At 41.6% G+C, this 21,653-nt stretch carries 20 protein-coding genes; 8 read left to right on the top strand and 12 right to left on the bottom strand.

The genetic code is table 11. The features are described from left to right. Window positions 1–100: 100 nt before the first annotated feature. The 5 genes from ABD873_RS12065 to ABD873_RS12045 all read left to right on the top strand — a co-directional run bounded on the left by ABD873_RS12065 (window position 101) and on the right by ABD873_RS12045 (window position 6,520). Entirely contained in the window at window positions 101–961 is an 861-nt protein-coding gene (locus tag ABD873_RS12065) for a helix-turn-helix domain-containing protein (protein WP_345068653.1), read from the top strand. Between the two features lie 13 nt (window positions 962–974). Then, window positions 975–1,382: a DUF983 domain-containing protein gene (locus ABD873_RS12060; RefSeq protein WP_039054230.1), complete on the top strand. Its 408-nt coding sequence runs from the start codon at window positions 975–977 to the stop codon at window positions 1,380–1,382. A 111-nt stretch (window positions 1,383–1,493) separates the two neighbouring features. Then, window positions 1,494–3,359 (top strand): M1 family metallopeptidase, encoded by a 1,866-nt coding sequence (locus tag ABD873_RS12055; protein ID WP_345068649.1) that lies wholly within the window; start codon window positions 1,494–1,496, stop codon window positions 3,357–3,359. Between the two features lie 344 nt (window positions 3,360–3,703). After that, window positions 3,704–4,834, top strand: coding sequence for a radical SAM family heme chaperone HemW (hemW, locus tag ABD873_RS12050; protein ID WP_345068647.1), 1,131 nt, complete (start codon window positions 3,704–3,706; stop codon window positions 4,832–4,834). A 237-nt stretch (window positions 4,835–5,071) separates the two neighbouring features. Continuing rightward, window positions 5,072–6,520, top strand: coding sequence for a glyceraldehyde-3-phosphate dehydrogenase (locus tag ABD873_RS12045; protein ID WP_345068645.1), 1,449 nt, complete (start codon window positions 5,072–5,074; stop codon window positions 6,518–6,520). 65 nt (window positions 6,521–6,585) lie between these two features. On the opposite strand, the gene ABD873_RS12040 is transcribed toward ABD873_RS12045, so the two are convergent. After that, the gene (locus tag ABD873_RS12040) at window positions 6,586–7,833 is read right to left on the bottom strand and encodes a 3-deoxy-D-manno-octulosonic acid transferase (protein WP_345068642.1); all 1,248 of its coding nucleotides are present in this window, start codon (window positions 7,831–7,833) and stop codon (window positions 6,586–6,588) included. A 64-nt stretch (window positions 7,834–7,897) separates the two neighbouring features. On the opposite strand from ABD873_RS12040, the gene ABD873_RS12035 reads away from it, so the two are divergent. Both ABD873_RS12035 and galE read left to right on the top strand, forming a co-directional pair. Beyond that, window positions 7,898–8,857, top strand: coding sequence for a UDP-glucuronic acid decarboxylase family protein (locus ABD873_RS12035; protein WP_345068640.1), 960 nt, complete (start codon window positions 7,898–7,900; stop codon window positions 8,855–8,857). A 4-nt stretch (window positions 8,858–8,861) separates the two neighbouring features. Then, window positions 8,862–9,890 carry a UDP-glucose 4-epimerase GalE gene (gene galE / locus ABD873_RS12030; RefSeq protein WP_345068637.1) on the top strand — a complete coding sequence of 343 codons (1,029 nt, stop codon included), beginning with the start codon at window positions 8,862–8,864 and terminating at the stop codon, window positions 9,888–9,890. A gap of 59 nt (window positions 9,891–9,949) precedes the next feature. On the opposite strand, the gene trhO is transcribed toward galE, so the two are convergent. From trhO to ABD873_RS11975, 11 genes are all read right to left on the bottom strand, one after another. Further along, a complete protein-coding gene (gene trhO, locus ABD873_RS12025; protein ID WP_345068635.1) occupies window positions 9,950–10,882 on the bottom strand; it encodes an oxygen-dependent tRNA uridine(34) hydroxylase TrhO in 933 nt (310 codons plus the stop codon). Window positions 10,883–10,971: 89 nt separating this feature from the next. Continuing rightward, window positions 10,972–11,211, bottom strand: coding sequence for a DUF3820 family protein (locus tag ABD873_RS12020; protein ID WP_345068633.1), 240 nt, complete (start codon window positions 11,209–11,211; stop codon window positions 10,972–10,974). Next, window positions 11,192–11,965: a glycosyltransferase family 2 protein gene (locus ABD873_RS12015; protein ID WP_345068631.1), complete on the bottom strand. Its 774-nt coding sequence runs from the start codon at window positions 11,963–11,965 to the stop codon at window positions 11,192–11,194. The genes ABD873_RS12020 and ABD873_RS12015 overlap by 20 nt, the downstream gene beginning before the upstream one ends. Continuing rightward, the gene (locus ABD873_RS12010) at window positions 11,950–12,858 is read right to left on the bottom strand and encodes a glycosyltransferase family protein (RefSeq protein WP_345068629.1); all 909 of its coding nucleotides are present in this window, start codon (window positions 12,856–12,858) and stop codon (window positions 11,950–11,952) included. The genes ABD873_RS12015 and ABD873_RS12010 overlap by 16 nt, the downstream gene beginning before the upstream one ends. 2 nt (window positions 12,859–12,860) lie before the next feature. Continuing rightward, window positions 12,861–13,727, bottom strand: a complete 867-nt coding sequence (locus ABD873_RS12005) for a glycosyltransferase family 2 protein (RefSeq protein WP_345068627.1) — start codon at window positions 13,725–13,727, stop codon at window positions 12,861–12,863. After that, complete coding sequence (locus tag ABD873_RS12000) at window positions 13,724–15,196, bottom strand: lipopolysaccharide biosynthesis protein (RefSeq protein WP_345068625.1); 1,473 nt, start codon at window positions 15,194–15,196, stop codon at window positions 13,724–13,726. Before ABD873_RS12000 ends, ABD873_RS12005 begins: the two co-directional genes overlap by 4 nt. Further along, window positions 15,197–15,940: a DeoR/GlpR family DNA-binding transcription regulator gene (locus ABD873_RS11995; RefSeq protein ID WP_345068623.1), complete on the bottom strand. Its 744-nt coding sequence runs from the start codon at window positions 15,938–15,940 to the stop codon at window positions 15,197–15,199. A gap of 22 nt (window positions 15,941–15,962) precedes the next feature. Further along, a complete protein-coding gene (locus ABD873_RS11990) occupies window positions 15,963–16,886 on the bottom strand; it encodes a hypothetical protein (protein WP_345068621.1) in 924 nt (307 codons plus the stop codon). Window positions 16,887–16,965: 79 nt separating this feature from the next. Continuing rightward, complete coding sequence (locus tag ABD873_RS11985; RefSeq protein WP_039053536.1) at window positions 16,966–17,691, bottom strand: YebC/PmpR family DNA-binding transcriptional regulator; 726 nt, start codon at window positions 17,689–17,691, stop codon at window positions 16,966–16,968. 6 nt (window positions 17,692–17,697) lie between these two features. Next, complete coding sequence (locus ABD873_RS11980) at window positions 17,698–18,642, bottom strand: NAD-dependent epimerase/dehydratase family protein (protein WP_197053567.1); 945 nt, start codon at window positions 18,640–18,642, stop codon at window positions 17,698–17,700. A gap of 25 nt (window positions 18,643–18,667) precedes the next feature. Next, entirely contained in the window at window positions 18,668–20,335 is a 1,668-nt protein-coding gene (locus ABD873_RS11975; protein ID WP_345068618.1) for a lamin tail domain-containing protein, read from the bottom strand. Window positions 20,336–20,617: 282 nt separating this feature from the next. On the opposite strand from ABD873_RS11975, the gene ABD873_RS11970 reads away from it, so the two are divergent. Further along, window positions 20,618–21,607 carry an aspartate-semialdehyde dehydrogenase gene (locus ABD873_RS11970; protein ID WP_345068616.1) on the top strand — a complete coding sequence of 330 codons (990 nt, stop codon included), beginning with the start codon at window positions 20,618–20,620 and terminating at the stop codon, window positions 21,605–21,607. Window positions 21,608–21,653: the final 46 nt, after the last annotated feature.

The following is a 21,653-nucleotide window of genomic DNA, read 5'->3' as shown; positions in this document are numbered from 1 at the left end:
TACGTAACGTAATGGTATAATTTACTTATCCGTAAAAAGTACCATTAAATATGCTAATAGTACCATATAGAGTTAAGTTTTAGAAGTATCTTTGTGAACGATGGCAAAAGTTCCTGTAATAGAGCAATGTGTTGTGTCTGATGGCTTTAATCAAGAGTTTATGATTGAAAGCTTGGCACATTATCTAGATAGGAATAAGAATTTAGTCTTTCCGCATCGCCATAATTTTTACCACTTCGTTTTGTTTACGAAGGGGGGAGGGAGCCATACTATAGACTTTGAACGCTTTGAGGTAGAGCCTTGGCAGATTTATTTCATGTCTCCGGGGCAGATTCATACGTGGGAGTTTGGCGAAAACATGGATGGATATGTGGTAAACTTTCACAAGGATTTGTTTAAGGATGTGTTGTTGCGGTCCGATTATCTGATGATGTTTCCTTTTTTCTCGGGTTTGGTGAGAGATGGCGTTTTTGTGATAGAGGAGGAAGACCGTAATCTAGTGACAGAGATATTAGACCGTATACTGCAGTATAGAGGTGATGTTTCTTTCATTAAAGCCTCATTGCTGTATCTTTTCCAGCTTTTGAACAGGCAGCGGATTTCTTCTTTCAGTACGGAGTCTAGTGTTTACAACCACACTTTGCTGCGCAATTTTCTAAATCTTATAGAATCTAACTTTAAATCCTTACGATTGCCAAAAGAATATGCAGCATTGCTGTATATCACACCGAACCATTTAAATGCATTATGTAAGGAGTTATTAGGTCAGTCGGCAGGGGAGATCATTCGCGACCGTGTGATTTTGGAAGCCAAAAGACTCCTTGTCATCAAAGATTATTCTGTGGCTGAGATCGCATATGAGCTAAATTTTAACGATAATTCGTATTTTACAAAGTTTTTTAAAAAGGCAGTAGGGGTTACCCCTGAAGAGTTCAGAAAAAAGTTAATAAATCATATATAGAAAAACGTTTACTATGTCAACAAAATATACCATACCAAGTGAGTGGAAGAGTGCTGTGGATGGCAAGTGTCCTAGATGTCGTACCGGCAACATGTTCAGAGCCCCTTTATTGAGTTTCAAGTCGAAGAAGATGTATGACACTTGTCCGCATTGCGATTTGAAATTTGAGAAAGAGCCTGGATATTTTTATGCGGCTATGTATGTGAGTTATGCTTTTGTGGTGGCTGAGCTGGTGACAGCATGTGTAGGTACCTATATTCTTACCGGCAATCTAGAGTCTCCATGGTTGTATCTTTCGGTAGCGGTAGCTGTTTCCTTAATCTTGGCGCCTTTCAACTATCGTTATTCCAGAGTTGTGTTGATGTACTGGATGACGCCTCAGTTTAAGTTTCAAGAGCGTTATTTCCTGAAAGGAAAATAAGGACATCTTCAATAGGTCAAATCCGATTATATTGTAACAAAATAATAGGGATTTATCGTCTTGCGGCGATTAATCCCTAATTTAGTTATAGAACAATTTAGTATTCTAAATATGAGATATTACGCATTACTCTTTTTAATGGTTTTATCCGGAATAGCTTTGGGACAGCGCAAGGGCTATTGGCAACAGGATGTAAAGTATACGATGGATATTGATGTAGACGAGAAAAGCTATCAGTATGATGGCAAGATGACCTTGGAATATGGCAACAATTCCGGTCGATCATTATCTAAAGTTTATTTTCATCTGTATTTCAATGCTTTTCAGCCGGGGAGTATGATGGATAACCGTTTGATATCCATTGCCGATCCGGATTCCCGTATGACCAAAAATATAGGAACTAAGGAAAAGCCGGTCTATCAGAGCCGCATTTCTACGCTTACTCCTGAACAGATAGGCTATCAGAAGATATCGACGCTGAAAGTAAATGGTGTGCCGGCACAATTCAAAGTGGATGGGACCATCTTGGAAGTAGAGCTTCCACAGCCTATTGCCGACGGTAGCAAGACGACCTTTGAGATGGAGTGGAAAGCACAGGTTCCAGAGCAGATTCGAAGAAGTGGTCGTAATTCCAGAGAAGGTGTAGCCCTTTCGATGACGCAGTGGTATCCTAAGATGGCGCATTTCGATGATTTTGGATGGCATTTGGATGAGTATGTAGGCCGAGAGTTTGTCGCCCCTTTTGGCGATTTCGATGTGACGATCCATATCCATAAAGATTATGTTATCGGCGGATCTGGCGTCTTACAAAACCCTTCAGAGGTGAAAGGCTATATGAAAAATGCCAAAATAAAGACTAACGCACAAAACAAGGCTACATGGCACTTTAAAGCTCATAATATCCATGACTTTGCATGGGCAGCGGATCCAAAATTTGTAGTAGACTCTACAACTTCCAAAGGTGGAGTTAAAATTTATACGGTATTTATACCTGCCAATAAGGAGATTGAAAACAACTGGAAACAAGCGTTGGGCTTTGCAGCAGAATTTTTCGATTTTGCTTCAAGCCGCTTCGGTGCTTATCCTTGGCCTACCTATACCATAGTGCAAGGAGGGGATGGTGGTATGGAGTATGGTACTGCAACCTTGATTACAGGCAATCGTAACCTGAAAAGTCTTGTTAATGTGATTTTTCATGAGGCTGCACACTCGTGGTATCAACACCTTTTCGGTATTAATGAGACTGTGGATGAGTGGTTTGACGAAGGGTTTACTTCTTATGTGGAAGAGTTGGCTATGCATCACATCTTTGAAAGAAAAGGAGCTATCCCTACTAATCCTATTATGGAACCATATCGCGGCTACTATCGTTTAGCCCTTTCAGGGAAGGAAGAGCCGATGAGCCTTTTGGCCGACTATTACAATACCAACTATGCTTATTCGAATGCGGCGTATAACAAGGGTGCAGTAATGGCCGAACAGCTAGGCTATATTATCGGAAAAGAGAATCTTGAGAAGACATTTTTGAAGTTCTATGAGCTTTGGAAGTTTAAACATCCGACCCCTAATGATTTCAAGCGCGTAGCTGAGGATGTGTCAGGAATCAACCTGAAATGGTATTTCAACTTATTTATCAACACCACACGTAAAATCGATTACGCTATTGACACCATTGCCGGAAAAGAAATAATCATTCGCAACAAATCGGATTTCGCGATGCCTTTGGATATCCTAGTAGAATACAAGGATGGAAGTAAGGAGTTGTTTTACATCCCTTTGCGTGAGATGAGAGGCGAAAAGCCGGCAGAAAATTATGATATCTATGCAGGAGTGAAACGTACCGTATTGGAAGATTGGTTCTGGACAAAACCTACCTACTCTTTTACGGCGAGCAAGGAGGTGGCTAAAGTGTGGATAGACCCAACGCTTCGACTGGCAGATATTGAGTCATCCGACAACCATAAAATAGTAAAATAAGCGGATTTAAAATCCGCTTATTTTTTATGGATTAAGTGATTCCAACTCTAAAGGTATTGAATTATTATTGGTAAGTCTTTGTTGAGGACTTGTGGATTCTAATACTGAAACCATGAGATATAGAAATATCATGCACAGTATCATGGCAACACATACTAAAAACTCTTTCATAAGCATTTCTTATTTATCATGTTTTTCATACTAGGTAGTACCATATAGAACAGTTTATCTTAATATTTTGTTTAGATAAATAGTGATTTTTGAGAACAATTGGTTTTCCAACAGTTTTTGAAGCCTAATTGAAACATGCTTTCTCTATCTTTGTCCGAAACGGAGGACAACGGATGATATACTTTCATATTCCATTTTGTAAGCAGGCCTGTCACTATTGTGATTTCCATTTTAGCACATCCTTGAAATATAAGGATGAGATGCTGGAGGTCTTGCAAACGGAACTTGTACGGAGGGCTGACTACTTACAAGAAAAGAAATTGTATAGTCTGTATTTTGGGGGAGGGACGCCTTCATTGCTGGAAAGTCAGCAGATATCAAAACTTATCGACCAGGTTTCCAAGTATTTTGATATCAGTGATGATGCGGAAATTACGTTGGAAGCCAATCCAGATGACCTGACCGCAGAGAAAGTTCGTTCGTTGCGCGATACTCCCATCAACCGTTTTTCTATAGGTATTCAGTCATTCTTTGAGGAGGACTTACGTTGGATGAACCGAGCTCACAATGCACAGGAGGCCGATGCTTCTATTAAGAGAGTTCAGGATGCCGGCTTCGAGAATATTACGTGCGATCTTATCTATGGATATCCTTTGCTGACGGACGAAAAGTGGAAGTACAACCTCCAACAACTTATCATCATGCAGGTGCCGCATATCTCTTCTTATGCGATGACGGTAGAAAAGAAGACAGCCTTGGCACACTTTGTCAAGGAGGGCAAAACTCCACCCATGAGCGATGTCCAGAGTGCTGAACAGATGCTGATGCTCATTGATACACTCACGATGGCCGGCTATGAGCATTATGAGATTTCTAACTTTGCAAAAAACGGTATGTATGCACGTCATAATACTAACTATTGGAAAGGAAAACATTATCTAGGCATAGGACCATCAGCACATTCCTTCAATGGAGAAAGCCGTTCATGGAATATAGCCAACAATGCCAAATATATAGAAGCCGTAAGTGAGGGCAAGGATTTTCAGGAAACAGAATATCTGCAAACAAAGGACCGATTCAATGAATATGTGATGACGTCCCTACGAACGATGTGGGGAATAGATATCGATAAAGTGAAAACTGATTTTGGAGAAAGTTGTGTTTCTCACCTACTACGAGACATTAATCCATTTATCGAACGGGAAGAAGTGGAGCTCAAAGAAGGCAGGTATCTATGTGCTACGACAAAAGGAAAGTTGATGGCAGACCATATTGCTTCCGAATTGTTTATGGTAGAAGAATAATTTTTAGCTGGAAAGAATTATCAAAGGCTAAAATTTAGCTACATACAGCTGAATTTTAGCTTTTTTATTTTTCGACAAAAGCTGTTTTTTTTAATGATTTGACAAAGGAATGGGGTTAAATTTTTTAATCTGATAAAAGGTTACTATAAGGTAGATGAAAAAATATTAAAAATGAAATATCAATAGGTTAATAATGAGGAATATACATAAGTTTGTGTCATAATAACCTAAGAAATTATGATACAACAACCGACTTTTGAGTCCGAAATCAGAAGTTATAAAAATCAGCAAAATGCTGCTGTAAAACTCATCAAAATTGTCAGTGATTTGTGGGTGAATCATTCCATAGAGTTGGTTTTCTTCCGAAATCAGTTGATGGACCGTCGTGTAAGCAAAGTGCTCAACTTGCATGAGGAGTCCAAAGGTATTGCAGGTAAGCCTATCAGCATTTTCTCTACATTGCAGGTTGCCGAAATCATGCAGAGCTTACATCTTGCGCCGTCGCGTATAGATATCGGTAAGCTGGCCTTAAAAATTCGTGAACAAGATATTGAAGAAGAACAGCTCCGTTATTTTATAAAGAAGGAGCTGGTGTCTGCCAAAGAACATCGCGAATTTGATCCTCGTGATGTGGTATTATATGGGTTTGGACGTATAGGTCGATTGTTGGCGCGTGAGCTTATCACTAAAGTAGGGGCAGGCCATACTTTGAGGTTGCGAGCTATCGTGACACGTGATAATATTGACAAAAAGACTTTAACGAAAAGAGCTGCTCTTCTTCAAAACGATTCTATACACGGAGAATTCGAAGGAACGGTAACTATAGATGAAGAAAAGAGAGCCCTTATAATTAACGGTGTTACAGTCTATGTAATTTCAGCTTCGACACCAGAAGAGATAGATTACACGAAGTATGGTATTCAGAATGCTTTGGTCATAGACAACACAGGCGCATTCCGTGATAAAGAACAGTTGTCACGTCACCTTGCTTCAAAAGGTGCTTCCCAAGTATTGTTGACAGCACCAGGTAAAGGTGTTCCAAACATTGTGTATGGGGTGAACAACGATATGATAGACACGGAAAATGAGAGTATATTTTCTGCAGCCTCCTGTACAACCAATGCCATCTCTCCGATATTGGATGTGATACATAATGCTATTGGGATTAAGCAGGGACATATAGAGACTATCCATTCGTACACCAATGATCAAAACTTGGTGGATAATATGCACAAAAAATCCCGTCGTGGTCGTGCTGCTGCCCTCAATATGGTTATCACGGAGACGGGAGCTGGTGGGGCTGTGGCCAAGGTGTTGCCAGATTTGTCCGGAAAGCTTACTTCTAACGCCATCCGTGTTCCGGTGCCCAACGGTTCTTTAGCTATCTTGCATCTACAGCTGAAGAAGAAAACGTCATTGGAAGAATTAAACGGGCTTGTGAAAGCGGCAGCATTGGACGGTCGTCTTACTGAGCAGATTAAATATTCTACAAGCGAGGAGTTAGTGTCTTCAGATATTATAGGCACTACGGCAGCTTCGGTGTATGACGCTCCGGCGACCATCGTAGCTCCGGACGGAAATAATGTGGTCCTCTATGTATGGTACGATAATGAGTATGGATATACGCACCAGGTGATGCGTTTAGCGCGACATGTGGCAGGGGTGAGACGCTATACCTACTATTAAGAAATTTCAGAGTCCAATTTTTATTTTCTTAGTTTTTGATAAGCCATCTCTAGGAGATGGCTTTTTTATTGCAAGAGCTTTTCCGTTTCAAGATATTTCATGATAATTTGGGTGGCTCCCGCTCGTTGCTGTACGTATTTTTTTGCGGCAGCACCACATTCTTGCAGCTTATCTTTATTTTGAAGAGCTTCAAATACCGTTTTCAGCTGTTTATAATTGGAAATTGAAAATCCAGCCATAAGAGTTACTAAGTCTACTGCCTCTTGGAATTTCGCGTACTTAGGTCCGAAAATTACAGGTTTTCCATAAGTTGCAGCTTCTAATGTGTTGTGTATACCCACACCGAACCCTCCTCCTACATAGGTGATGTCACCATAATGGTAAAGGGATGAAAGCATACCTATATTGTCGATGAGTAAGACTCGTCGAGCATGTATTTCTTCAGGTGAGTAATTTCTGAAATTGGAGAAGAGAAGCACCTGTCCATCAAACAGTTCTACGATGTTCTGAATATGGGTATCATGGATTTCGTGGGGAGCTATGATAAACTTCCAAGCGTTAAAGTCGTCATGCAGCTTTTTAAGAAGCTCTTCGTCAGGTTTCCAAGTACTGCCTGCGACAAGGACTCTATGCTCCCGACAAAAGCGTTCCACTTCGGATATGGGCTTATGCTGCATAGGAAGTTCAAGTACCCGGTCAAAGCGTGTATCTCCTGCAAGGCCGGCATTGGTGATATTTATCCACTTCAACATATGGACAGTATCCATATTCTGTGCGAAGAAATAGGTCACATTGCGTAGTATATCCCTGAAAAAGTCTCCATACGGCTTGAAGAAAATCTGCTCTTCCCTAAATATAGCCGAAATCATCAACAGCTTGATATTTCTTTTCTTTAATTCGACAAAATAGTGATGCCAATATTCGTATTTGGTAAATACGGCAAATTTTGGTCGGATAAGTTCTATAAATTGACGGGCATTTTTCGCTGTGTCCTCAGGCAGATAGAACACGTGGTCCGCCAGAGGCGTGTTTTTGCGTATCTCATATCCCGATGGGGAGAAAAAGGTGATAACAATTTTTTCGGAAGGGTATTTGATGCGGATCTTTTCGAGTACCGAACGCCCTTGCTCAAACTCTCCCAGCGAAGCAAAATGAAACCAGATATATTGTTGGTTAGGGTCTATCTGCTCTTGGATGGCTTTGAAAATATCTTTTCGGCCTTGAACCCAGAGTTTGGCCTTGCGGTGAAATGGCGAAATTATCCATAAAATCTTGCCATATAACCAAACACCAAGGTCGTATAATAATCGCATATTCTAAAATAATACTTATCTTCGTCAAAGATAAAAATTTAAACCTTTTCTAAACGGAGTTACGGTGCAAACTAGTAATCGCAAGCGCATATTAATCACAGGAGCTGCAGGGTTCTTAGGCTCCCATCTTTGTGACCGCTTTTTGGAGGAGGATTTTCATGTGATTGCGATGGATAACTTGGTTACGGGGAGCATAGAGAACATACAGCACTTGTTTCATCTTCCTAATTTTGAATTTTTCCATCATGATGTGACCAAGTTTGTGCATGTGCCGGGACGTTTGGATTATATACTTCATTTTGCTTCGCCCGCAAGCCCGGTAGATTATCTTAGAGTTCCAATTCAGACACTGAAGGTAGGCTCATTGGGTACACACAACCTGCTGGGGCTAGCCAAGGAGAAAAGAGCCCGAATCTTGGTAGCTTCCACTTCTGAGGTGTATGGGGATCCATTGGTATCGCCACAGTCAGAGGATTATTGGGGCAATGTAAACCCTGTAGGGCCGAGAGGCGTATATGATGAAGCTAAGCGTTTTCTGGAGGCGATGACCATGGCGTATCACAACTTTCATGGTTTGGACACCCGTATTGTACGCATTTTTAATACGTATGGGCCGCGTATGCGTCCTAATGATGGAAGAGCGCTGCCGACCTTTATCGGCCAGGCCTTGCGGGGGGAAGATATTACTGTTTTTGGTGATGGCACGCAGACACGTTCGTTTTGCTATATCACAGACCAGGTAGAAGGTATCTTCCGTTTGCTGTTTGCGGACTATTGCTTTCCTGTGAATATAGGTAATCCGGATGAGATCAGCCTCAACACCTTAGTGAGTGATATTATTCGGCTTACTGGAAGTAAGTCCAAGGTTGTTTTTCAGGCCTTGCCGGAGGATGACCCCAAGCAGCGTCGGCCTAGCATAACTCTAGCGAAAAATATCTTGGGGTGGGAGCCTAAAGTTTCACGTGAAGAGGGGTTACAAAAGACTATAGACTATTTCAAAACTATTTACGAGCATAAACGTTAAAATTATGAGCAGAATTTTGGTTACAGGGGGAACAGGCTATATTGGTTCTCATACTGTAGTAGAGTTACACAACGCTGGATATAAACCGGTGATCATCGACAACCTATCCAACTCCAACATTAAAATTCTAGATCAGATTGAAAAGATTATAGGTGTAAAGCCGGAGTTTCATCAATTTGATCTATGTGATGCGGAGAAGGTAAATGCTTTTGTCCAAGCTAATCCAGACATACAAGGTATTATTCATTTTGCGGCGTCGAAGGCTGTGGGAGAATCTGTTCAAGATCCTTTGAAATATTATCACAATAATTTTTTCTCATTGATTAATCTATTGAATGCTTATCGAGGAAAAAATGTGAACTTTGTATTTTCATCCAGCTGTACGGTGTATGGCGAGCCGGACGTTTTGCCTGTTACGGAATCGGCACCGGTGAAGAAGGCTACATCGCCTTACGGTAATACCAAGCAGATTGCTGAGGAGATTCTTCAGGATACGGCGAGTGCTTATGACAACTACCATATTATCGCATTACGCTATTTCAATCCGGTAGGGGCGCATCCTTCGGCATTAATAGGAGAGCTGCCAAATGGTGTTCCTCAGAATCTGTTGCCTTTCATCACCCAAACAGCTATAGGTAAAAGGGAGAAGCTCACCGTATTCGGTAATGATTACGATACGCCTGATGGTTCTTGTATACGAGACTATATTCACGTGGTAGACCTTGCCAAAGCTCATGTAGCGGCAATCAAACTACTGGAGAAGGGAAATCCGAATGGTAAGTATGATGTTTTCAATGTAGGGACGGGCAACGGCTATTCGGTATTGGAGGCTATTGCGGCATTTGAGAAGGCTTCGGGACAGAAGCTGAAATATGAATTTGGTCCTAGACGTGAAGGGGATGTAGTAAAAGTGTGGGGAGATGTCAGCAAATCTAACCGTGAGTTAGGCTGGAAAGCAGAGCTTGGTATCGATGAGATGATGGCATCGGCATGGGCTTGGGAAAAATACCTCAAGGAAAATCCTTTAGACTAATCTTTGTAGATAAAAAAAACCTTGCTTTTATTACAGCAAGGTTTTTTTTATACTTATTTTTAATGAGCAAGCGTATAGGAAGAAAGTTTTGCGTAATAGCCTGTGCCGTCGTATTTTCTTTTATAAGGTACGGATTGGCATTCCTTTGAGCAGCAGCCTTCCATCTCCCAGCCACATTCATCGCATTGGGTGAAATGGTCGTTGCAGCGGGGATTTGCACAGTTTATCATTTTCTTTGTTGGCTTACCACAGTTGCGGCAGGTGGACACAATGGTAGGGTTAACTTTATTTATCGGCACAGTAACTCTGTTGTCGAAGACATAACAGTCCCCTTCAAAATCTACACCGCCCACTTCTTTTCCGTATTTGATGATTCCTCCGTGCAGCTGATAAACTTCTTCGAAACCTTCTTTAAGAAGGAGGGCTGATGCTTTTTCGCATTTGATACCACCGGTACAGTAAGTAAGGATTTTTTTGCCCTTCAGATGTTCCAGTTCTTTGACCTTTTCCGGAAACTCCCGGAAATTGTTGATATCCAGTGTTACCGCATTTTTGAAGCGACCAACAGAATGTTCGTAGTTGGATCGTACGTCGAGGATAACCACATCCTCGCGGTCTTTCATCTCCATAAATTCTTTGGGCTCCAGATATTTGCCGGTTTCTTTGGTAGGATCTATGATGTTGGGATCTCGGAGTCCTGAGTGTACTATTTCCGGTTTGTAGCGGCAGTGCATCTTTGCGAAGGAAGGTTGTTCTACGTTGTCGATTTTGAAGTCGGTGTGGTTGAATCTTCCGTCAGCATAAATGGCTTCCATATATACTTTACATGCTTCAGGGGTTCCGGAAACTGTACCATTGAGACCTTCGTCAGCCACGATGATACGTCCTACGAGTCCAAGAGATTTACAAAATTCGAGGTGGTCTGCAGCAAACTTTTCTGCATTTTCGATACGGCTGTAGCAATAGTACAGCAATGTTTGATATTTAGTCATGTCATTGATACCGCTGCAAACGGCGTTTAATGTTAATTAAAAGATAAGCGACAAAGGTAGTAAAATATAATGGCTTGCTAGGAATTTCTTTACTTTTTAATTAAAGGTTTTAAAAGGTATTCTAAACCGTTGAGTTTGATTTCGTAAAGGGTTGCCAGCAGCAGTCCGAGTTTGCCGGGGGGGAATCCTTTTTTATAAAACCATAGGAGGTAAGGTTCGGGTAAGTTGCATAAGAGCCAGCCTTGATATTTGCCGAAAGGCATCTTTGTATTTGCTAATTCGATCAGGATTTCAGGATTAAAAAGGCTGTTATTCTCTGGTTTTGCCATGGGTAATTCTATATTTTATCAGTCGGAAAGCGATGACGATATGGTTGAAAATGTTGGGTATGGTGCCGTAGTGTTTTTTAAAGATTTCGTAGCGTTCTTTCAAGCTTTGGCGATGTCTTTTTTGTGACATGCCGCCAACCAGATAGCGGGCTACATAACAGTGTACATATTGTGCGGTTTTCGCTTTTTTTGCAGCACGGATTACCCAGTCAATGTCGGCACTCAGCTTATACTGAAGGTCGTACGGTTCAGCAATATTGCGTTTTATGTATATTGCCTGATGGCATACGTTCATGCCGTAGCGGAAAGATTTCCAATCAAAAGTTGAAGGAGCCTTATGGCGGCGGTCAGCCACGATGCGGCGCTCTTCATCCACCAGTTTCGTTTCGCCGTATATAATATCGGCATTGTTACCTCTTTCGACAACGGTCTGAATGGTGCTGTTGTCGTATAGTTCGTCTCCTGAGTTGAGAAAAAGGACGTAATCGCCTGTAGCTTTGGACAGACCTTTGTTCATAGCGTCGTAGATGCCTTTATCTTTCTCGGATACTATAACATCTATGCTGCCTCTATATTTGTTGATGACATCTAGAGTTCCGTCAGTGGAAGCTCCGTCGATAATGATATATTCAATATTGTCGTAGGTCTGGTTGAGGACAGACAGTATGGTGTGTTCGATATCTCGAACGTTGTTGTAAACAATAGTTATGATTGATATTTTGGGAGATGTCACTTTTTTTAACGTTTGTTCCAAAGCTTTTTAATATATCGTATGAGTCGTTGTGGTAAAGAGCCTTTACGAGTTCTGTAAAAATACTTAATTGCTTCGTAAGCGGCCTTATTTTCTTCAAATTCTTTCGGGAACTCGTTTATAGGTTCTGTAGCTAGCTCCACATGGTAGGCGTTGTCCACATCGGAATGGGTGCCGGAGCCGTCCGTACCCATATTTTGAATCATGGACTGACGGGGATAGAGCACTAGACCGTGGTTGTTAAAGATTGATAGGTACCAGCGTATAGCCCAAGAGTTTATCTTTCCTGCTTTAAATTCTTTGACTTGCTTCCAGAAGTTTTCGCTGTTGTCTATGCTAAATCTTTTGATTTTTTCGCTGGTGAAGCCTGCGGTAAGTTGGTCGATGTTTGGATTGAAGAGCTTCCAAGCTCTTTCCCATGTTGCCCAACCCCAGCTTGTTGCCACGCGGAAGAAGAAAGACTCAGGCAGTTTGTCGGCATCTTTGACAGGATACATGTATCCGCTTATTTCCATGACTTTGTCGTCACTTTCGTAGATGTCGAGCGCATCGTTGAAATAGCGGAGTCCTACCTTGGAAATTATAAGGTCGTCTTCCAGCACTATAGCTTTTCCGTAGCGGGAGATAATGTCTGTGACGCCGCTGATGACATTTTGTGCTAGGCCGATATTACGGTCGCGTTCTATGATGGTGATATGTTTGAAGTTCCATGGTTCACGGATGATGGCTCTTACTCGGTTTACAGCATCTATGGCTGCGGCATTTTTTGCCCCATCCGAAAAAATGAAGACCTCAGAGTCTTTGGCCAATTCGGCATTTTCCAGGGCCTGAAGCATACGACGCGTATGCTGTGGCCTGTTATAGGTGAAAATGATAATTGGAGCCAAGTTTTGCATATTTAATTATTGATTTTCTTGTTTTCTTTTCTTGTCTTAATGACCTGTTGTGTCTTTACCGACAGTTGTCCTGCAATTCTAATATATCTATAGGCGGCTTTCGCTTTCCCTTTAGACAGCTGTTGCCCCGCTTTCTTTAGGCAGGCTAACACTGCCTTCGCAAAAGCGGTGGTGCCACGATAATTAATATTACAAAATTCCGTCAAATGATAAACAAATTCCCCTTTAAAATTTATTCCTGCGGGAGCTTCGCGGTTCTGTCTGTCATGATAAGCCAGAGCATCATTGACCACAAGTATGTCAATGTTGTGGAAGCGTAACCTGTTGGCAAAGTCTTTATCCTCTCCATAGTGATAAAATATAGGAGAGAATAGCCCAACTTTACGTAAGGTGGCGGTAGCTATAAACCAAAAAGCCGCATTGACAAAATTCACCTTGGTGGTTTTTTCTTTAAGAGGATAATGCTGCTTGATATATTCCCGAAAACCTTTGTCCAACGCTTTCTCTGTACCGTCGTAATGTACAGGAGATAGGAGAGCATAATCTGCCGCAGGACATGTTATCAGATGTTTTATACAGTCTTTATCTATCCAAGCATCTTGGTTTACCAGAAAAACAAAGTCATATCCATGCCGTAAGGCATATTCCATTCCCATATTGTTGGCTTTGCCGAAGCCTAGGTTTGTTGGCGATTCCAAAAGAATTACCGAAGGATATTTTTCTTTCAGCAGTGGGACGGTCCTATCCTTAGAAGCATTGTCGATGACCATGATGTCAGTAGGATAAGAGGAGCTTAACAAGCTTTGTAGACATTTGTCAAGCCATGGCTCGAAATTATATGATACGATGATGGATAGGACTTTTTTCATTTCTTCTTAATCAACGATCCTTTTGCAAAGTTGATTATTTCTGTCAAGATATCGGGCTTAAAAATTTTATTTAACAAAAGATAAAATACACCGGAAGCAAGGATGCATGTTGAGAAGCGTACAAACAATAAGGAAATGCTTTGTGAAAGGAATGCTGCGGCGGCACAGGCTATCCCTGCGAGGAATACATAAGTAAAAACATCACTGATAAGCTGCATGAGACCGAAAGCGATGAATCGTTTGACGATGACGTACCAGATGAATATCCACAATAGGTTAAGTGTGGAAATCAGCATGATAGACAATTCCAATCCAAAGTCTTTGCATAGGATTAAGATTAAGAACTGTAAGATGCCGAATCCTACGATGTTAAACATGTAGATGGACGATTGTCCTTTGGTAAGTATGAGGTTTGAGAAAACGTTATTGATGGTAGCGAAAGCTCCCCCAATGCAAAGAATACGTACATAGCGTGCACTTTCAATCCATTTGTCCGTAAGTGTGATACGTATAAAGTCGCCGGCCACTGCTGCTAAGCCAAAAAGCATAATGAAGGCTACGAAGGAGGTAAAATTCAACAGCTTACGGAACACACGGACTTGACGGTTTTCATCATCATGGATTTGATTGAGTACGGGCTGAATCACATTGTTGATCATGTTGGTAATCAGCGACTGTCCCATGTTGTTCCATTTCGAGGCTTGAGAGATAAAGCCTATCTGTTGCTTGGAGAAAAATTTACCTAATACCGAAGCGTAAATATTGTTGTTTATATGAATGAAAATGTTTGTAATAAGGATTTTGCTGCTAAACTTATAAATGTCTTTGATGGGAGAGAAATCAATATGAAGTGTAGGCCTGAATTTCGAGAAATAAAAAAACATGGAACTTGAGACGAAAGTATACACCACAGTCTGGATGGCTAAGCTCCAGTAGGCAAAGCCGTAATAGGCAAAGATTAATCCTGCTATGTTAGAAACGATAAGTGCCGACAGCATGACGATACTTCTTTCGGCGACCATAAGGTGACGATAGAGATATGCATTATGTGCTATGCTAAAACTGCCTAGCCAGAAGCTTATGAACAAGAATCTAGACAGGGCGGTAAGCTCCACTTTTTCGTAAAAGTCTGCTATAAAAGGGGCCAAAAAGAAGAGTGCGATGTACAGCAGTGTACTTATGGACAGGCTACACCAAAAGACGGCATTATAATCTTTGTGCGAAACTTCCCTCTTGTTGACTAATCCCATGACAAAGCCACTCTCTTGGAAGGCTGTGGCAATCAACGCAAAGATGGTCAGTAGACTTATAGTACCATAATCACTGGGAGAAAGAAGGTTGCGAGCTACATAAAGCCCAAAGAGAAAGCCTATGATCTGCTGGATAGCATTAGAAAGGCCACCGAAAAATAAACCTTTCGCCGTTTTTTTCTTTAACGAGCTTTCCTTTTCTTCCTCCCTGTTGTCCATCTATAACACTTTGATATGTTTGGCGAAATCTTTAAGATGTTTGTCGTTAGGCTCTAAGTCGGTCACCAGATAAGAGACTTCCTTAAGAGGTGCTACACGCATCTTTTGGTTCGAATTGAGCTTCTCGGCTATACTTAAGATAGCCAAGTTTTTAGAACATTTAATCATCGCTCTTTTTATCTGAACGACTTCCCAATCCGAATCCGTAATACCTTCTTCTATAGAGAGACTGTTAGTTCCTAGCAGACACAGGTCTACATGTAAGTCTGAAAGTTCATTGATGACTTGTGACCCCGTAACGATGTTGGTATTTCGGGATAGTTTACCTCCCAATAAGAATACTTCGATGTTATCTTTTTCTGCCAGTTCCATGGCAACAAGAGGGCTGATGGTGAAGAACGTACATTGTAAATCGTTAGGAATAAGTCGTGCCAGTTCGATCATGGTAGTTCCTCCTCCTATCAATACCGTCATGCCCGAGTTGATCAGTGTCAATGCTTTGGAAGCGATTTTCTTCTTGTTTTCTTTGGCATACACATTGCCGTCTTGGAAAGGGAACTGGAAAGATTTGGATAATGCTCCCCCATATACCTTGATTACTTGGCCGTTTTCCGCTAGTTCGTTCAAATCCCTACGAATGGTGTCCTCCGAGACGTTTAGTTGGACACTTAAATCGGAGGATAAAACTTTATTGTGCAGGTTGATTTGATGAATTATATAGGCCTGTCTTTCTTCTTTAAGCATAGTCTGATATAATTGGTTAAGATTATTCTTCTTTTGGTTTATTTTTGGTTATCCCTGCTTTAAAACGTGGTTTAAAGCCAAGAGGTTTATTTGTTTCCTTATTTTCTTCTTGTTGTGTATCAGCTGCGGAGGCAGCATCGGCTTTCTCGTCTTCGGAAATGGTTTTTGTTACCCCGGCTTTGAATCTAGGCTTGAAGCCGGAAGGTTTGCTCGTTGCTGGAGCACCTTCAGTGCTAGAGCTTTCTGTGGATGGTGCTTTTTCTTCAGCAGCACTTTCTTTCTTTTCCACCTGAGTAGAAGAAGTTGCAGCAGTTTTGAAACGAGGTTTAAAGCCTGTAGGTTTACTTACTTCGGTAGGCTTAACTTGTGAAGAAGTTTCTTCTGCTGGTGTATTCGTAGCTATTTTAGTTACTCCGGCCTTGAAACGAGGTTTGAATCCCGTAGGTTTGTTTGCTTCCGTACTTTCATTAGTGTTATCTACAGAAGGGGATGAATCCTCTTTATTTTCTGTAGCGGGAGCAGCCTTTGTTACACCGGCTTTAAAGCGAGGCTTAAATCCAGCTGGTTTGTTGGTTTCAGCAGGAGATGTTGTGTTATCGGCTTCTTTTTTCTGTACATCATCTGCTGCCGAGCTTTTTGCTGCTGCTGCGAAGCGAGGTTTAAAGCCTGTAGGAGCCGCCTTTGCGGTTTCCGCACTTGGCGTGCTGCTAGGTTCTTTCTTTTCTGGGTTTAATGGAGTTGAAGTCCTTACCGGGTGTGCCTGTGTTTCATGGAGAGGGTGTAGATGTCTTAACCTGTTGAACCAGAATTTCTTACTATGGTCAAAACTTTTCTCTCCCATCAGCCGATAATGCTCTTGGAATTCTAAGAATAGCGCCTCATCCGCTTTTCTTAAAGCAGAGAGATCTATTTTCTTCTTGATAAAGAATTCTTCAAATGAGAGCATATCCAAAGTTAATGATTTTGCACTATTAATAAAAAAAGAGGGGGAAACCCTCTTTTTTTATGTTGTGGTCATGTTGTTTTTACTCCATATTATGATATACGGCTTGCACATCGTCGTCTTCTTCCAAGCGGTCAATAAGCTTCATCACATCGGCGGCTTGTTCTTCCGACACTTGTGTGTGTGACAATGGAATACGTTCCAATTTAGAAGACTTAAGTTCTATTCCTTTTTCTTCTAGAAGGCGTTGCATATTACCAAAGTCTTCGAAAGATGTTTGTACGACGATGACGTCGTTACCTTCTTCGTCGGCCTCCACATAAAGCTCTTCCAATCCGCCATCAATCAATTCCAATTCCAATTCTTCAAGGTCTAAGTCGTCTGATGCTTGGAAGCGGAAGATGGATTTTCTACTGAAAATGAAATCCAAGGAACCGGTTTTTCCTAAAGATCCTCCGGCTTTCGTAAAATATGATCGGATGTTACCTACAGTACGGTTAGTGTTGTCTGTTGCCGTTTCTACCAAGATAGGAACGCCATGCGGACCGTAACCTTCATAAACGTGTTCTTCATAGCCTTTAGCGTCTTTTTCTGAAGCTCTTTTGATGGCTGCTTCGATACGGTCTTTAGGCATGTTTACGGCCTTAGCGTTTTGGATTGCTGTGCGCAAACGAGCGTTATTTTCTGGGAGAGGCCCACCTTCTTTAACTGCAATTGCAATTTCTTTTCCTAAACGTGTGAATTGGACCGCCATTTTGGCCCAGCGTTTAAATTTTCTTTCTTTTCTAAATTCAAAAGCTCTACCCATTTTATTTTAATTGTTTTTAAGATTTTTCAGCATTTCTTTTGTCAAATCTTCAAGGTTGTACGCCAGCTTCCAGTTCCAATCCTTTTGTGCATACTCGTCGTTAATACTCTTAGGCCATGAATCAGCGATGGCTTGACGTGGATCCCCTTCAGCATAAGACATTTCAAAATTAGGAAGAATTTTTTTAATTTCTTGTGCAATCTCTGCAGGAGTGAACGAAATCCCTGCGAGATTGTAGCTGGAGTGGATAGTTAAGTTTTGTGCCGGAGCATCCATGAGCTCCAACGTGGCGCGGATGGCATCATCCATATACATCATCGGTAGAGCTGTGTCGGCCGAAAGGAAGCACTCGTATTTTCCTTTGGCAATAGCGTCGAAGAAGATGTGTACGGCATAATCTGTGGTACCTCCTCCTGGTGCTGTTTTCCAAGAGATGATTCCCGGATAGCGGATGCTGCGGATATCCAATCCATATTTGGCATGATAATATTCTACCAAACGCTCCCCTGCAAGCTTGCTGATTCCATAGATGCTGTTAGGGTCCATGATGCAGTATTGTGGGGTGTCTATCTTCGGTGAATGTGGTCCAAACACAGCGATAGAGCTTGGCCAGAATATTTTTTTGATACCCAATTCTACAGCTAGGTCCAGCACATTGAGTAATCCGTTCATGTTTAGGTCCCACGCTTTCTGAGGGTACTGTTCGCCGGTAGCCGAGAGCATGGCTGCCAGCAGATATATTTGGGTAGGCTTATATTTGATGAAAAGATCTTTAAGACGGTTTTTATCCAAAACATTAGCAACCTCGAAAATGTCGCCTTCTTCGATGGATTGCGGTTCCCTAATATCGGAAGCAATCACATTCTTTTGACCAAATTTTTTGCGTAAAGCAACCGTAAGCTCACTTCCTATTTGGCCGTTAGATCCTAAAATAATTATTGTTTCTTTCATATGAGTTAGCAAAGTTATTCGATTTTCAATGTCTTGTCAATGAGTTGATTAACACAAACGGTTGCTTAAATTGTTGTGCTTTTCCATCTGTATTAAAAATCTGCACGGTGCAGATGTAATGTCCTTGTTTACAGTGATTTCCGTATTGGTCTTTTCCATCCCACTGTAGCTGTCCGTGTGTGCCGGCATGATGTAGGTGGGCCAGTCTTTTTACCAAAACACCTTTGTCGTTGTATATTTCTGCTGTGATGAGGTAGTTCGGTTCTACAAGTTCGTAGAGGAGCTGCAGTTCGTCTTCGAATCCGTCACCATCGGGCGACATAGTCTTTGAAGCTAAGTATATTCTGTTTTGTGGGATATTTAGTGTCGCTGTGGAGTTTTGATAGCCTGGGGTTGCTCCTCCAGCCAACGTAGAGGCCGAGTAAAATTTTATGTCTTGGAAGGAGCGGCGTTCTAATGATATTCCTTTAACATTCTGCATCAGCTCACCATGCATATTGGCATTGTAATATATTGAGTCTATAAGCTGATTTTTATTGTCAAATAGGGTGACGATACCCTGTTGGTTAGGATAAGGCGGTAAGGCTGCCACTTCAAGTATGTTGTCGGCAAAGGCATTAGGATACTGTTGGAGGAGTACCCTTTTGTTTGTCGTTAAGGCTAAGTACTGTTGTGGTTGAAGGAGATAGAAATCATGGGTTACAACTCTGTTGCCGAGTGTGAAACCTTGAATGTTGATAGGAAGGTTGCTGTTGTTATAGATTTCTACGAAGTCCACACCTCCTTCCTTAGGATTGAATAGAATTTCACTGATAAGTATGTCTTTGGTGCTGACTGTTGGCTGATAGAAAAGAGAAAATAGCTGTTCTTCAAGGGGTATGTTGCAAAGTGTGAGACTACGCACTCTCAGACTATACAGCGTTCTTTCTTCCAGCATTTTTGAAAATATCAATACCACCTTGTTGTCTGTCACTTCGAAGGAGCGTGCCGTATCGAAATCTTGAATTTCGAATATAGGAGTGGTGACGTCCGTCCAATATGAGGCGTCGATATTAAATTCTAAAGTAAGCCTATTGTTATCCATTTCATAGTTTATGAGTTGGAGGTCGGGTTTGTGCCTTTTATTGAAGATGGTGTTGGCTTTGCCTGGAGTGCCGCCGGTCAGGGATAATGTTGCAGACCAGTTCAGGTTGATGTCGCACAACCAATCGGGATTGATGCGTTCTAAGCTCCATCCGCCATTGCGTTTGGAGGGACTGTTGTACCAGCTGTCGCGATAGCTTACCTGATCGATAACAGTGTTTTGCTGGAGCAGGCGTACGGTGGCGCCCGTGTTGGCCAAGGCGTACCAGCGTGACGGCGCTATGGCATTTCCATAGCGAGAGAAATCATCCACGGCATCTGCCGAACAGAGGATAACATACTGTTGCGGTGCAAGGAAGTATGTTGGCAAGGAGGTCTGATTATTGTTGATTTGTAGGGTTATGGAGGCTAAATTTACTGTGCTGCCTGAATTGTTATAAAGCTCGATGTATTCGAATGAGGGAAGGGCGGCCACATTGTTAGGGTTTACCATAAGCTCATTGATGATAAGGTTGCCGCTAGCTTGAGCCCTACTTTGACGCCAGCCCATCAAAGCCAAAATGGTAAGGATGATGATACGGCAATAAGTTACCCTTAGCGAAAATGTCATGATCCGAATACAACAACAAATTGTTTGTTTCGATGGAATGGGCAATTTACAGAATAATTTTCTCTAAGAAGGGTTTTTACATTGCATAAGTTCTGCCAAATGGCTTAAAAAATTACAATTTTTATAACCAAAATAACAAAATGATGTGTCTTTTCTAATATTTAATACAAAATTCATGCAAAAAATTAAAAATTTATATCGTTAGAGTGGTTTTAATTTCTTATGTTTGAGACCATTTATGTAAACAGTATTAATTAAATTCTTAAAGTACAATTGTAAAAAATGAAAGTAGCAGTAGTTGGCGCAACAGGTTTAGTTGGGTCAGAAATGTTGAAGGTATTAGCGGAACGTAATTTCCCGGTAACAGAATTAATTCCAGTAGCATCAGAAAAAAGTAAGGGTAAGGAAATTGAATTCAAGGGTAAGAAGTATAAGGTAATTACTCCAACAGAAGCTATTGCTCTGAAACCTAATGTTGCATTATTTTCTGCGGGAGGAGGCACCTCTACTGAATATGCGCCGTTGTTTGCAGAGGCCGGCATTACCGTGATCGACAACTCCTCGGCATGGCGTATGGATCCTACGAAGAAGTTGGTGGTTCCTGAGGTAAATGGTGATGTGCTTACGGCGGAAGATAAAATTATTGCCAATCCAAACTGTTCGACCATTCAGATGGTGGTGGTGTTGAAACCATTACACGACAAGTATAAAATCAAACGTGTAGTTGTATCTACTTACCAATCGGTAACAGGTACAGGCGTGAAAGCTGTACGTCAGCTGGAGGATGAGCGTGCCGGTATAGAAGGCGAAAAGGCTTATCCTTATCAGATTGACCTGAACGTAATCCCTCATATCGACGTGTTCCAAGAAAACGGATACACAAAAGAGGAAATGAAGATGATCAAAGAAACCAACAAAATCATGGGGGATGACACTATCCGTGTGACGGCCACTACCGTACGTATTCCTGTGGTAGGAGGTCACTCGGAATCCGTGAATATAGAGTTTGAAAATGATTTTGATGTTGAGGAGCTTAGAGAGCTATTGCGTCAGCAAGACGGTGTTGTGGTGGTAGATAATCCTTCCAACTTGGAGTATCCAATGCCTAAGGATGCACATGGTAAGAATGAGGTATTCGTAGGTCGTATCCGTCGTGACGAGTCGCAAGATAAGACTGTAAACTTGTGGATCGTGGCGGACAATTTGCGTAAGGGTGCTGCAACAAATGCCGTTCAAATAGCGGAATTATTATACAAAAAAGGATTGATCTAGTAGTCCTTGGTTGCCAGAATCTCAAATTTTAAAAAGCTGTAACTGC

The organism is Sphingobacterium thermophilum (assembly GCF_039541675.1).
GTDB lineage: Bacteria > Bacteroidota > Bacteroidia > Sphingobacteriales > Sphingobacteriaceae > Sphingobacterium > Sphingobacterium thermophilum.
Note: the sequence above shows the minus strand (reverse complement) of the source record. Positions and strands in the feature narration are given on the sequence as shown.

Coding starts and splice junctions, on each gene's coding strand:
- ABD873_RS12040 (WP_345068642.1), bottom strand. CDS start 7,833: ATGCGATTATTATACGACCTTGGTGTTTGGTTATATGGCAAGATTTTA.
- galE (WP_345068637.1), top strand. CDS start 8,862: ATGAGCAGAATTTTGGTTACAGGGGGAACAGGCTATATTGGTTCTCAT.
- ABD873_RS12055 (WP_345068649.1), top strand. CDS start 1,494: ATGAGATATTACGCATTACTCTTTTTAATGGTTTTATCCGGAATAGCT.
- trhO (WP_345068635.1), bottom strand. CDS start 10,882: ATGACTAAATATCAAACATTGCTGTACTATTGCTACAGCCGTATCGAA.
- ABD873_RS11995 (WP_345068623.1), bottom strand. CDS start 15,940: ATGCTTAAAGAAGAAAGACAGGCCTATATAATTCATCAAATCAACCTG.
- ABD873_RS12020 (WP_345068633.1), bottom strand. CDS start 11,211: ATGGCAAAACCAGAGAATAACAGCCTTTTTAATCCTGAAATCCTGATC.
- hemW (WP_345068647.1), top strand. CDS start 3,704: ATGATATACTTTCATATTCCATTTTGTAAGCAGGCCTGTCACTATTGT.
- ABD873_RS11970 (WP_345068616.1), top strand. CDS start 20,618: ATGAAAGTAGCAGTAGTTGGCGCAACAGGTTTAGTTGGGTCAGAAATG.
- ABD873_RS11980 (WP_197053567.1), bottom strand. CDS start 18,642: ATGAAAGAAACAATAATTATTTTAGGATCTAACGGCCAAATAGGAAGT.
- ABD873_RS12060 (WP_039054230.1), top strand. CDS start 975: ATGTCAACAAAATATACCATACCAAGTGAGTGGAAGAGTGCTGTGGAT.
- ABD873_RS11985 (WP_039053536.1), bottom strand. CDS start 17,691: ATGGGTAGAGCTTTTGAATTTAGAAAAGAAAGAAAATTTAAACGCTGG.
- ABD873_RS12005 (WP_345068627.1), bottom strand. CDS start 13,727: ATGAAAAAAGTCCTATCCATCATCGTATCATATAATTTCGAGCCATGG.
- ABD873_RS12000 (WP_345068625.1), bottom strand. CDS start 15,196: ATGGACAACAGGGAGGAAGAAAAGGAAAGCTCGTTAAAGAAAAAAACG.
- ABD873_RS12045 (WP_345068645.1), top strand. CDS start 5,072: ATGATACAACAACCGACTTTTGAGTCCGAAATCAGAAGTTATAAAAAT.
- ABD873_RS11975 (WP_345068618.1), bottom strand. CDS start 20,335: ATGACATTTTCGCTAAGGGTAACTTATTGCCGTATCATCATCCTTACC.
- ABD873_RS12010 (WP_345068629.1), bottom strand. CDS start 12,858: ATGCAAAACTTGGCTCCAATTATCATTTTCACCTATAACAGGCCACAG.
- ABD873_RS11990 (WP_345068621.1), bottom strand. CDS start 16,886: ATGCTCTCATTTGAAGAATTCTTTATCAAGAAGAAAATAGATCTCTCT.
- ABD873_RS12065 (WP_345068653.1), top strand. CDS start 101: ATGGCAAAAGTTCCTGTAATAGAGCAATGTGTTGTGTCTGATGGCTTT.